Below are 11,641 nucleotides of genomic sequence, written 5' to 3'. Positions count from 1 at the left end.
CTCCACCAGGGCCTATTTCCCTCGCCCGTGGGCAGTGTCTGGATAGTCATGCGCGGAGTAAACCTCAATGCGCGCACCGTGGAGGATTAGGATCTTGAGGAATACGGCAATGTCGAGTTCTTCGGTGGTGACGACGACCGACTTGCCTTTCACTTCGATATCGACTTCGTATGCGAATTGTTCCAACTCGCCCGGTCCGATCGATGCCACGTTCAAGCGACCGAGCAGATCGAGCATCTCGCTGCCATATCGACTCTGGGGGGTGCCGAGCACAAGCGTGCCATTCTCTTGATCCTTCGCAACCTGCTCTGTGAGTGCGTCGATGATCTCCTTTGCTTTCGTCGCCTCGGTTGCGTCTTCGAAGTGTCCGATCATCACGAGGTTTGCCGAGTGCTCGGAGCCGTGCTGGTACCAGATCTTCATCTGTCGTTCTCCACGAGTTCGTCCGCGAGTTGGTCGAGCACTTGAAGCACGCTTCCCTCCCCGAGTTGAACGCCGGTCTTTGAGTAAGAGGACGGCTTAAGTACGCCCATCGCGTCAATATGGGCGTAGGCGCGAAGACCACGTTCCCCGGCCAACGGATCGCAAATTGGAAAGCCGTCCGCGCTCGCCTCGTTGATACAGAGCGTCAGGGGTCCTTTATACGCGTTCACCCAGCGGCAAAGGTCCTGCAGCGCGTCCTCGGGGATGGCCTGTACGTTGCGAACTGGCATCTGTGGGAGAAGCAGCAGCTCGCAGGCCCCAGCGTCGGCAGCGATACGCACAACTTCATCGAGGTCGGGCAGCGTGCGCTTGTTGATGACGACGTTGACGCCGAAGCGGGAGATGTCCCGAACGTTGTCCAGATTGGCGATCAGTTCGGGAAATGATTTCCGTCGGATGGACTCATAGGTCGCGCCGACTCCATCCATGCTCACGCGGATGAAGTTCACGGTGCCGCGCAGCCGTTCAGCCAGCTCTCTATCGATGTGGTGGCCGTGCGTCGTGAATGACACCGAAAGCCGGGTCTCACGTGCGGCGTGCTGACAGAGCCTTGCGAACTCCGGATATAGCGTGGGCTCGCCACCCCCGAAGCCGATCCCGAGACAGCCATTCGCGTCAAGCTCGGCGAGCCACCGTGTGATCGCGTCAAAACGCAACTCGTCCCGCGATTTCGGCGCGTAGCAGTGCACGCACGCTAGATCGCAGCGGTTCGTGAGCGCGATAGATACCTGCCGAGGCGCCCGCGAGTGGAGCGAGGAGGGAACAGGAATCTCGTCGACGAGGACGTTCAGGCCGGTATTGCGGTTGAATATGTGGAGTCCCGCCGGACCGCCGCGCAACTGCCAAGTGTCAGGCTGATGGCTGTCCATCGAAGCTTTCACTACCCTACGTCTCCCCTGTCAGTTCGCGCAGCTCGCAAGGATTACGTTTCGCCGCTCAGTGTTTCTCGCCCGAACTTGTGACGCTATGCTTCCGTGCCACTATCGCTCAGCATCAGCGTCGACGCGCTTCGCCGTCCGCTGCATTCTGTCGTTAGGCGCCATACCGCGAATTGCGCTCTTTCGGCGCGGTCATGTCGGCGGGCCGGATCGACATCATTCCCGCAGCCGTACACCGGGTCCACCACCGTTCGGATCGATGAACACAACGCCGGCAGTTTCGAGAGCGGTACGAATAGCCACAATGTGATTGCGGTGCGGGGTTCGGGCGCCGCGTTCGAAATCAACCAGTGTCTGTTTTGAAACCCCAGCGGCTTCCGCAAGGTCTACCTGCTTCATTTCCACCAATGCCCGAGCCGCTTTGCATTGATGTCGGGTGATTATTATCAAGTCCATTTTTGTACTTTAATATTGACTTTACGCAGGATGGATGTCACGTTGATAAGCTAACACCGAAGCAACCACAATGGTGCACAGAGCGGCGCGAGGGGGTGCTCGTAACACCCGCCCCACGCCTGACCACAACCCGACTTAGTGGAGTCCGGTCATGGCTACCCCTACCCTTAGCACAGGACTTTCGCGCCGGGCCATGCTGGCCGGCAGTGTTGCCGCCCCGGCAATGGCATTTCCGCTTTTCCAGGCACTGGCCGCCCTGCCGGCTCCGACCTTGCTCGCCTCAGACACCAATCCCGATGCCGAGCTGTTCCGCCGCATCGCCGTGGCCGAATCCTATCGTAACCAGAACGCCCGGGCGCGGCGGCTGCGCGCCCGCCTCCGCGAGGCTAGAGAACTGCGCCACGATCTCCCATACCGGCCTTTCCAGGACAGCCATCCGGAGGCTTGGCTGCACTGCTGGGAGACCCACGGACGCTATGCCGATGCGGTGCGCGAGGCCGTTGCCGTGCCCGCCCATACGGTCGCCGGCATCCACGCCAAGCTCGCCCTTGGGGTCATCGCCTCCCGGCGCGGCGGGGCGCGGGTCTACATGTACGAGGACCGTGAGTGGCTGCAAGCCGCCCTTGTCGATCTGGAGCGCTTGGCTAATCCCGGGCAGCCCATCGGCAGGGTGCGTCCCTGGACGCCAGACCCTCTCGTCTTGGTGTAGATGCCGATGCCCACCATCGCCCTCGCCCGCGAAGTCGGTCTTCTGGTCCGTGCCCTGCGCAAGCGGTACGGCCTGACCCAAGCTGATCTTGCCGAGCGCATCGGCCGCTCCGAGGCGGCGGTCCGCGCCATCGAGCGCGGCGCCTCCGCCCCCAGCTTCGTCACCCTGGAGCGCCTCGCCATCGCCTTGCAGGTGCCCGCATCCGCGCTCTTTCCCACCTCGCGCCTCAAGGACCGCACGCGGGGGCGTGAGCCCGAGCGCCGCGCCAGCCAGATCGCCAGCATCACCGCCCTGGCCCGCAGCTTCGACGACGGCGACCTGGGGCTGGCCCAGGCTCTCGTCACCGCCATCGCGGAGGCCGTCCCCGAGCGCCACAGGATGAAGATATGAACCAACGGAGCAAGACGCCGGAGAACCGGCAGAGGATTGTTTCAGGGCTTGCCGGCAAGCCTGCCGGGCCGCGCCGGGCTGTCAAGGGTCTGACGACCGCCGGAGGCGGCGGCCTGATGGCCGCCCTTGACAGCCCGCCTTCTTCGGCCCGGCGAGAATTTTGCCAAGCTCCAAAAAATATTCATTGGATGAGATTGGATGACACCGGATAGCGCTTCCTCATGCCTGCTCTTACTTGCTATGATCTGATCTAACTGCATGGAATTACTGGAGTTTTCCTGTTGACCTGTTCCACAATCAAGCCCACGTCTGACTTACCACCAAGCTCGCCTTGGGAAGGAGTCGGTGATGAACGAGGACCAGGATCGCCCGCAGGAAGACATCCTTGCAGCGAACGACAACGGGACGGCAGAGACGCGACTGGATACAGCGGTGCTGACCCTCGCGCGCCTGCTCGGCCGGCAGATCGCCCGCGAAGCCTTCGAGCGCTTGAGCGCCGCCAACGACAACCGGCAAGCCGGCGACGACCGGGAGGCCCGCTAGGATGACCCGCGCCGTCCTCTATGCCCGCTACTCCTCCGACAATCAGAAGGCGGCATCGATTGCCGATCAGTTCCGCCTCTGCCGCGAACATGCGGAGCGCGAGGGCTGGACGGTCACCGCGACCTACCACGATGCGGCCATCTCCGGCGCGAGCGTCACCCTCCGGCCCGGCGTGCAGGCGCTGTTGCAGGACGCGCAGGCGGGGTGCTTCGATGTGGTGCTGGCCGAGGCCCTGGACCGCGTCAGCCGCGATCAGGCCGACGTGGCGACCCTCTTCAAGCATCTGCGCTTTGCCGGCGTGGAGATCGTCACCCTCTCCGAGGGGGAGATCAGCGAACTGCACGTGGGGCTCAAAGGCACCATGAACGCCCTCTTCCTGAAAGACCTCGCCGCTAAGACCCATCGGGGCCTGCGCGGCCGGGTCGAGCAGGGCAAGTCCGGCGGCGGGCTCTGCTACGGCTACGACGTGGTGAAGGATGCCGACAGCGCGGGCGATCCGATCCGGGGCGGACGCAGAATCAACAAGGCCCAGGCCAAGGTCATCAGGCGCGTCTTCCGGGATTTCGCCGCTGGCGTCAGCCCGCGCACCCTGGCGCGGCGCCTCAATGCCGAGAGCATCCCCGGCCCGGCCGGCAAGCTCTGGATAGACACCACCCTGCGCGGCCACGCCCGGCGCGGCACCGGGATCATCAACAACGAACTCTACATCGGCCGGCTGGTGTGGAACCGCCTGCGCTACATGAAAGACCCGGCGACCGGCAAGCGCGTCTCACGGCTCAATCCGCCGGAGCGTTGGATCGTCAAGGAAGTGCCGGAACTGCGCATCATCGATGACGCGCTCTGGCAGGCGGTCAAGGAGCGCCAGGCCGAGCTGGCGATCACCTACGCCCCCGCCATCAAGGCCGGTCATGCCGAACGCCTGAACCGGACCCACCGGCCCCGCGCCCTGCTCGCCGGCCTGATCTTCTGCGGCTGCTGCGGGGGACGCTATGTGATGCGCGGCCAGGGCCGCTACGCCTGCTCCACCCATGTGATGAACGCCAGTTGCCAGAACAGCCGCTCCATTGCCCGCAAGGTCCTGGAGGAACGCGTCCTGGCGGGCTTGCGCGACCGGCTGATGGCCCCGGAGGTGGCGGCCCGGGCCATGCGGGCCTATGTCGAGGAAACCAACCGCCTGAAACGCGAGCGCCGCGCCACGGCCGGCGCAGACCGCCGGGCGCTCTCGGAGATCGACCGCAAGCTCAAGGAGATCGTCGCGGTTATAGAGGACGGCGGCTATACCCGCGCGCTGATGGAACGCCTGCACAAACTGGAGGCCGAACAGGATGCGTTGAGAGCGCGCCTCGACAGCGCCATCGCCGACGTGCCGGACATTCACCCGGGCTTTGCCGGCATCTACCGGGGCAAGGTGGAACGCCTCGCAGAGGCGCTCCAGAGCCCGCAGGAACGCGACGAGGCGACCCAGGCTATTCGCGATATCGTCGGCAGGATCACCCTCACACCGGGCCCAAAGCGCGGCCAGATCGACGCGACCCTGCACGGCGACCTCGGAACCATCCTCGATTGGGCGGCGCAGAGCCGGGAAAAAATGGGAGAAAACCGGGCCCAAAAGCACCAAACCGACACCCCATTTTCGGGAGTGTCGGTTTCAGTGGTTGCGGGGGAGCGATACCAACGATACTTACGAGAACTTTTCTGTTCAGTCACATGAACACTACCGTCATACATCCAAAAGCCTAGAGCGAAATTAGACTCGCCCCATGTCACGTCTCAGAGAAGCTCGACCTCGTGCTCTTCAAACCAACTCTCACGCAAAACGTACTCACGCACTTTTCTTGGATCTTCTGAATAAATAATCAGCGCAAGGCTTTGCATTGCCCGGCTGCATGTCACATACAAAAGCCGGCGCGCGCGATCTATCCCCGTTTCCTTGTTTTCCTGTTCGTTCTTAAGGTCTGTTGCTGATTTGTCTTTAGCGCCAAAGAGCTTCTCGTACGGGAACAAAAAACCTCTCGCTTCAGCGTCATCCACAATCACAAATACACGGTCAAATTCTCTTCCCTTTACACCTTGGTGCGTATCATAAGCTGCTAGACCATTCACATAGTCTCGATACGCGGCAATCTGCGAATATGGAGTTAGTAGAAATGCCCCCCAAGCGCGTGTCGTCTCGGAAAGCTCTTCGCGGTCATCGTCTTCAACATCGGCCAGAGCCGCCGAAACCTCATAAAATAGTGCTGCTTCTGACCGATCAGAAAATGGCTGCAGTGCTTCTGGGATAGGAAACAAGTTCGTCTCCGCGACAACATGTAACACGTCCAAAAAACTTGGTTCAGCACCGTTCCCGAACAACTCGACCAGACGGTCGACAGCAGCAGAAGCTTCTAAAAGGGTTCTGGTCTGATCATCACCAGCCGCAAACAACGTCTTCTTGCCGAGCAAATCTGACCATTTTCGAAGGATCACAGCGACAGCGAACTCATCACCAGATTGCCGACTTGCGATAACCGGCTGCACGCGTTCAGAAAACAACCTCAAACCTGGAAGAGTCCCATCGAGCAAACCCGTTCTCAGGCGGTCTGCGACAGCCAAAGACTCAAACAATTCCGAGAAACCCAAGCGACGAGCAGTCATATGATGCTCAAGAGCCAGAACTTTCAGATCACCTTCGGGATTCGACCATTCATCATCACCAGTGACTTCCGCCATGCGCGCCTTAAGTTTTTGCTCGGTTTGTTCCGTTGATGACTCTCCACTCACGGCAATAAAGAGGCGAACCGTTCCCTCCTGAGCATCCGACCTTGCCTGCTGCTGCCTGCCATCGACCGGCTCTCTAATACGATTGATGAGTTCTATGACCCGTTTGGGAGAGCGGTGGTTCATTGCCTTTGCCGGTGTCGACCAGTCCGGCGGGACATTCTGTCCCAAGCTTGCTAATCCATGACCATAGATGCGTTGCATGGTGTCGCCGATCAGACCAAGCGAGAATTTATCCTTCTGCTTGCACTGAACGTCGAACAAAGCCTCCATGAATGGACGATGCGTATCTTGGCTTTCATCAACTAATATTATTGGAAATGCATTGACCAGAATGCGCTGCATCAATGGCTTAGTTGTTAGGAAATTTGCACCTATGGAAATCACTTCGGCATGATTTAAAGAGTCTCTGCCAAAGTTGTCGCCGTCGGGATTGTAGGTGAATTTCTTGATGCTCGGCAGATCAGCCAATCGCTCGGATTTGGCGCGTATATCCCGCTGACGTTTTAGAGATGCTTTGCCTCCACGCCCTTTGCGTTCCTTCTCTTCCAGTTCGGCTATGTTGTTATTTAGTTCTTGCTCCAGCCACGCCTTGATATCAGCTGTGTATCCATCAATCTGTGACCAGACAAAGCTATGGATTGTTGAGACCTTGACCAAAGGGTCAAATTCAGTCCGATGCCGAACCTCATCACATGCAGCGTTCGTATAGGTAATGACAGCAATCTGCTGCCTATGCAGCCTCAAATGCCTGCGCACTTCCGGGAGCACCTTTTTCAGCGCTTCTGTGAGTGAGCGCGTTTTCCCGGACCCTGCACCGGCAAACAGAAAGAAACTCCTCGGTGCATCGAGTTTCAGGCACTCAACGATTTCCGCGTCGGCACCGGCATCTACACTGTCGTCATCTATCGCACCACTATCCGTCATGGTCAGCTTCCAGATGTTCCGTCGACAACCTTTCCACCTTTGTGGTTTCCAAATGCGTCTGAAGCCAACTCAAGCCTTCTGCAATATAGGTCGGGGCCCTAACTTCAGTTGCTTGGTCCATAAATAGGATATCAAGCGCGAATGCAGCTTTCTGGCCATCTGCCAGAGCCTTTCGCAGTTCTTTTGAGAGTGTTTGTACGTTGTCCGAAGATGTAATTGCATCTCGGAACTTTTTGACCAATCCCTTGCCTTTCAAAGTCTTGAAAACGTCCAGATTTTCGATGACCAAAGCGTCTTCAAACGTCGTTGCAATCGCCTCCGCCTCATTGTCATTCAACGTAATCATGACGGGAGCCTGATATGCGACGCGCACAGAAAACAGACTATCTAGCTGGTCAACTTTATTCTCGAACGGGAGGTCAAGCAGTTTGTCTAAATCCTTTATATGCGGCAGCCAGTAACGCAGCACGGCATTTCGAGTAATATGCCCCTTACCTCTTGCTGGTATGGTTATTGGTTGCCCCTTCTTATTCTCCGCTGGATCAAGATCGGTGACAATCAATGTCGGCAGGTGGAGCTTCTCGATAAGCGAACGTAGCCGATGAGCATGGCTGCCGCCAATCTCAAGCAAAGTCACATAACGCTTGTGTAGGTCTTGGTATGAGTTTCGAATAAAATGCGGGATCAACATGCGTTCCGCCGGTCCCTCGACAAGGATTGCAGCATCCGCAAAAAACAAATCGCAATGGGTCGTCTTTAGGTATCGTGCCACGAACCGCGCCGTCTGGCGATCCGGCCCAAAAACTTCGGACAAGTTCACGACGGAAGAGATTGGGATGCGAGCCGCTTCTCCGGCAGGCAATCGGCGAAAATAGCGCAAAGATGCAAAATCACTCTCATGTGCGATATGGCTCGAATGTGTACTAACAACGAGCTGCGTAGAGAACATTGGGCTTTTGCCGAGGTTCTCATGTTTACGCAGAACGTGGTGTGCCTTTCGGATAAAGACCTGCTGGACCTGAGCATGGAGATGCGCTTCCGGTTCCTCCACCATCACAAGATGAATGGGTTCTGGAGCAATGTCAGTCAGCGATCCACTTTCGAGGGTCCTCGCAGCTTTTCCCACCTGCATCCACGCATCACGAAAACTCATCAAGCGGAATACCATCGAGATCAGATTTTGATATCCAAGCCCGATATATTGCTCAGGTAATCGAATGAGACCGGAATCTTTGTCGTCGTCCGAGTTCGCAACATCATACTGAACGGCAGATGCGTGGTTCAGACTCTCTGCCGGACGAATTCGAGACGAGATTGTTACCTTCGGATCTGTGACCCCCGGATATCCAAGGTCCTCTAACTCGTTCAATGCGGCAGAAAACCCTTCACGTAACTTCTCGTCAAATTGGTCTTGCGCTACTTTGATTGCTTTAAGAGCATCAAGGTCGCTGCTCTCGGGAATACCATCTGTAGGATCAAGGTGCCGCGAATAGTACGAACGCAATTGCTCGGATAACCGATACGCATTTGTCCGTCCCGACACATCATTCGGATTGTGCTCGCCGGAAGTTCGCGTCGTATCGCCAACGTCCGAGAACCCTCTGTGGGCTGGAATATCGTCTATTCGGATCAAGCCTTCGAATGGCGCGACATCCAAAGGCTCGCTTTCTGCAAGTAGTTCTTGTGGCCTTGCCAGGCCTTTTTCTGGGTCTTGAAGATTAGCAGGATCAAGCAAATATGAACGCCTTTCGAATTGACTGAGCAAACGGCGCTCAATGAACTCCGATAGCGTAGTTGGCCAAATCTTAAGGTCCGCTCCATCATCCCCGGCATCCGTTACCAGTTTACGGGCATTGCGTCCCGCTACGGCGAACTCATTCCGTAAGTCCTTTACTGACTTCGGACAAAATACGAGTCGAACACCAAGTAGTCCGCCCGCCCAATCAAGTGTAGGTATCAGATGCCTGACGTGGTGAACTTCGTTGACCTCGACATCCAACCAAACATCAAGCGATGGGCAGACTTTGATCCAAAAGGTCTCGTCTCCGTCAATGGGATCCTCTTGTCCAACCGCTTCAATCCATTTTTTCCCGACCTTGTTTATTTCTTTCCAATGAGAAAGCGTAAAATCCTTTACGTCAAATCGTCTCGGATCAACCAGAAATCGCCGCAAAGCTAAGATTGCCGATGTCTTACCGCTATTGTTCGCGCCGACAAATACCGTTGTCTCGGACGCCAGATCGAGACGCACCGACTGAAGTTTTCGGAAATTTTGAATTTCGGCGTATTTGATTTTCATTTTAAACTATGATCGCCCTTTTCAAAATTTCTCTATTTGCGACTACAATACATCAATTCTCTATTTATGTGAGATATGATTGGCATTAAGAATTAACACAGATGAATATTCTATTTTAACAAATTTATATTGACAGTTTTCAAATTGAATACAATAATAAATTTGTCGTTACTTAGTCTTTTAAAAAACGGGCGCGGACCGAAGCCCGCGCCCTGGACGCCCCTAGAGGTTAAGGACGATAGCTATAATGAGCCGGATTACCTCCAGCACAACTTTCACCACTTCCCACCACTGGGGAGCGTTAGGTTCCCTATGCGGTTGCATCGGTACACCCTCAGGCGTGGCAGCCGGGATATGACCCCGGCGTGTCAGTTAAGGAAACTCGCTTAGCCCATGCCGTTGCCCTCCACCCAACACTGGGGAACGCTAGGCGCCGAAAGCTCAACCGCGATCACGACGCCACTCAGGTCACGGCGAGGATGCAGAAAAGGGGTTGCATCGCCGTTAGGGTATAAGTACTCAAAATCTGTAGCAAGTAATCGTTTGATCTAGCGTTAATTGCCCGCCAACACTCAACATGTTGGCGGGCAATCCTTTGGTTTGGAACCTCCAACCAAGATATCAACATGGCCTGAACAGTTGAACCCAGCAAAAGGGCGCACGCAGATGGCTAATTTATTATTTTTTATTGCCCAGCTATGATGCTTCGCACTGTGCGGACTGGATGCATTGCAGTGACCTACATTAGGGCACCAGCCGCGAAAGAAACATAATGCCATCCTCCACCCGCTTACGAATGGCCTGAAGCTGCGTGAGGTCAAAATTCCCAGCGGAACCGTGGGTACCTTCGTTGAAGGTCCGAAATAGCTCTACGACATTGTTCATGTCGCTTTCGACGAACGCTTCAAGCTCATCTCGCTTCATGCCTTTTAGATGAAGGAAGTACCTAATCTTGGCGCGGCGCGTCGGCTTTCCTTGCTGCGTGCGGTCGCAATCGGGCATCGTCTCAAAGACGGCACCATCTGGTGCCTTGACTTCAAGGATGCTTGTGATGATCTCGCGGACACTCGTACAGAAATGCCGTGCGGCATCAGGGTTGTGCGGACTCAGTGAGAACAATGCCCCTCGCCAGCGGTCGCCAAGCTCAGTGGAGATGGATCGCAAAACCGGCGTCAGCGCACTTTCAGGTGAATCCGGTGGCAAGCCTCCGGCTGAATCTGCATCACCGAGCAGGGCATTCATCAGTCCTGCGTTGTTCGCGGCCTCCCGCTCAGACAGATCGAGGACTTCGTTATAGCGCTCATCAAGACCACCAGCATCTGCCATATGCTCCAACCGGTCATACGCGGTCTGAACGGCGGTGACTGATGTTCGGAATGTGACGTAACGCGTTGTTACCTGCTGGCGACCGAGCCTTGCAATTTCATTCTTGAGCCGTTGCCGGTCCGCCCGGACACGCGAATTGTAGGCACGAACGTCCCGATTGTACTTGTCAATCGACTGCCTGACTTTCTGATTATGTGCTCTGGCCTCACGATTATACTTGTTGACCGCCTGACGGTGCTTTTGCTCCGCCTGGCGTACCATGCTGTTCAACTGTGAGCGCGTTACTCGTCTGACCATGCTTGTCTAAATCTCTTGTGTGTCGCCTTTACCAGAAGACCAATAGTGAGGCATCGTCCTGCAGCCGCGAGAGTCCGCTTAATCCAACTCAACGCAGAATCGACTGTCGCAATTATAAGCTGAATTTCTGCCAAACCCATAGAAAAAGAACGAAATGCGAACGAAAAATACCTTTGTAGCTGCCGAGGTTATCGACCAGTCCACGAAACATCCCTCCGACACGCTGAAATTGTCAGGTGAAGCGAATGAGTCTTTGGTGAGGCTGGCCCGGCTATTGGGGAAACTGGCCGCCAGGGATCTCGTCACACAAGGGCGGAGGCGCGCCAAAGAGCAATTGGTTGCGGGTGATTTGAACCTACGAACCTAAGCCATTGATTTTGTTGAGGCACAAACACAGAAAAAATTAAAGCCCTGCAACCTCTTGAGGTAGCAAGGCTTTTTTCGGGGTTTTGGTTGCGGGGGTAGGATTTGAACCTACGACCTTCAGGTTATGAGCCTGACGAGCTACCGGGCTGCTCCACCCCGCGTTATGGGTGGTTTTGTTTTGTTTGAGGAGGGAGTGTGTTGGATTTTTTT

General features: G+C 56.2%; 10 protein-coding genes and 1 tRNA gene. 4 read left to right on the top strand and 7 right to left on the bottom strand.

The genetic code is table 11. The features are described from left to right. Positions 1 to 12: 12 nt before the first annotated feature. The 3 genes from HBA54_RS25930 to HBA54_RS25920 form a co-directional block, all read right to left on the bottom strand. A complete protein-coding gene (locus HBA54_RS25930; protein ID WP_167230678.1) occupies positions 13 to 423 on the bottom strand; it encodes a DUF6375 family protein in 411 nt (136 codons plus the stop codon). Then, on the bottom strand, positions 420 to 1,364 hold the full coding sequence (locus HBA54_RS25925) for a radical SAM protein (protein WP_205944927.1): 945 nt from the start codon (positions 1,362 to 1,364) through the stop codon (positions 420 to 422). The genes HBA54_RS25930 and HBA54_RS25925 overlap by 4 nt, the downstream gene beginning before the upstream one ends. 213 nt (positions 1,365 to 1,577) lie before the next feature. Beyond that, entirely contained in the window at positions 1,578 to 1,817 is a 240-nt protein-coding gene (locus HBA54_RS25920; RefSeq protein WP_205944926.1) for a helix-turn-helix transcriptional regulator, read from the bottom strand. 151 nt (positions 1,818 to 1,968) lie between these two features. Between HBA54_RS25920 and HBA54_RS25915 the strand changes: the two genes are divergently transcribed. From HBA54_RS25915 to HBA54_RS25900, 4 genes are all read left to right on the top strand, one after another. Then, positions 1,969 to 2,526, top strand: coding sequence for a hypothetical protein (locus HBA54_RS25915; RefSeq protein ID WP_167230672.1), 558 nt, complete (start codon positions 1,969 to 1,971; stop codon positions 2,524 to 2,526). A gap of 6 nt (positions 2,527 to 2,532) precedes the next feature. Then, the gene (locus HBA54_RS25910) at positions 2,533 to 2,916 is read left to right on the top strand and encodes a helix-turn-helix transcriptional regulator (RefSeq protein ID WP_167230669.1); all 384 of its coding nucleotides are present in this window, start codon (positions 2,533 to 2,535) and stop codon (positions 2,914 to 2,916) included. A gap of 348 nt (positions 2,917 to 3,264) precedes the next feature. Beyond that, positions 3,265 to 3,459, top strand: coding sequence for a hypothetical protein (locus HBA54_RS25905; protein WP_167230655.1), 195 nt, complete (start codon positions 3,265 to 3,267; stop codon positions 3,457 to 3,459). 1 nt (position 3,460) lies between these two features. Beyond that, positions 3,461 to 5,170 carry a recombinase family protein gene (locus HBA54_RS25900; RefSeq protein WP_167230666.1) on the top strand — a complete coding sequence of 570 codons (1,710 nt, stop codon included), beginning with the start codon at positions 3,461 to 3,463 and terminating at the stop codon, positions 5,168 to 5,170. Between the two features lie 59 nt (positions 5,171 to 5,229). On the opposite strand, the gene HBA54_RS25895 is transcribed toward HBA54_RS25900, so the two are convergent. The 4 genes from HBA54_RS25895 to HBA54_RS25880 form a co-directional block, all read right to left on the bottom strand. Beyond that, the gene (locus tag HBA54_RS25895; protein WP_167230663.1) at positions 5,230 to 7,143 is read right to left on the bottom strand and encodes a UvrD-helicase domain-containing protein; all 1,914 of its coding nucleotides are present in this window, start codon (positions 7,141 to 7,143) and stop codon (positions 5,230 to 5,232) included. Continuing rightward, positions 7,133 to 9,442 carry an AAA family ATPase gene (locus HBA54_RS25890; protein WP_167230660.1) on the bottom strand — a complete coding sequence of 770 codons (2,310 nt, stop codon included), beginning with the start codon at positions 9,440 to 9,442 and terminating at the stop codon, positions 7,133 to 7,135. The genes HBA54_RS25895 and HBA54_RS25890 overlap by 11 nt, the downstream gene beginning before the upstream one ends. Before the next feature lie 744 nt (positions 9,443 to 10,186). Beyond that, entirely contained in the window at positions 10,187 to 11,029 is an 843-nt protein-coding gene (locus HBA54_RS25885) for a pPIWI-associating nuclease domain-containing protein (protein WP_205944925.1), read from the bottom strand. 486 nt (positions 11,030 to 11,515) lie between these two features. Then, positions 11,516 to 11,592 (bottom strand) — tRNA-Met (locus tag HBA54_RS25880). Between the last annotated feature and the right edge of the window lie 49 nt (positions 11,593 to 11,641).

This window comes from Pelagibius litoralis, assembly GCF_011683915.1.
Taxonomy (GTDB): domain Bacteria; phylum Pseudomonadota; class Alphaproteobacteria; order Kiloniellales; family Kiloniellaceae; genus Pelagibius; species Pelagibius litoralis.
The sequence above is the reverse complement of the archived record's forward strand: the minus strand, read 5'-3'. Positions and strand labels throughout refer to the sequence as shown.

What these genes read in the sequence shown, in the direction of transcription:
- HBA54_RS25900 (WP_167230666.1), top strand. Translation starts at nt 3,461, where the DNA reads ATGACCCGCGCCGTCCTCTATGCCCGCTACTCCTCCGACAATCAGAAG.
- HBA54_RS25905 (WP_167230655.1), top strand. Translation starts at nt 3,265, where the DNA reads ATGAACGAGGACCAGGATCGCCCGCAGGAAGACATCCTTGCAGCGAAC.
- HBA54_RS25915 (WP_167230672.1), top strand. Translation starts at nt 1,969, where the DNA reads ATGGCTACCCCTACCCTTAGCACAGGACTTTCGCGCCGGGCCATGCTG.
- HBA54_RS25885 (WP_205944925.1), bottom strand. Translation starts at nt 11,029, where the DNA reads ATGGTACGCCAGGCGGAGCAAAAGCACCGTCAGGCGGTCAACAAGTAT.
- HBA54_RS25930 (WP_167230678.1), bottom strand. Translation starts at nt 423, where the DNA reads ATGAAGATCTGGTACCAGCACGGCTCCGAGCACTCGGCAAACCTCGTG.
- HBA54_RS25910 (WP_167230669.1), top strand. Translation starts at nt 2,533, where the DNA reads ATGCCCACCATCGCCCTCGCCCGCGAAGTCGGTCTTCTGGTCCGTGCC.
- HBA54_RS25920 (WP_205944926.1), bottom strand. Translation starts at nt 1,817, where the DNA reads ATGGACTTGATAATAATCACCCGACATCAATGCAAAGCGGCTCGGGCA.
- HBA54_RS25890 (WP_167230660.1), bottom strand. Translation starts at nt 9,442, where the DNA reads ATGAAAATCAAATACGCCGAAATTCAAAATTTCCGAAAACTTCAGTCG.
- HBA54_RS25895 (WP_167230663.1), bottom strand. Translation starts at nt 7,143, where the DNA reads ATGACGGATAGTGGTGCGATAGATGACGACAGTGTAGATGCCGGTGCC.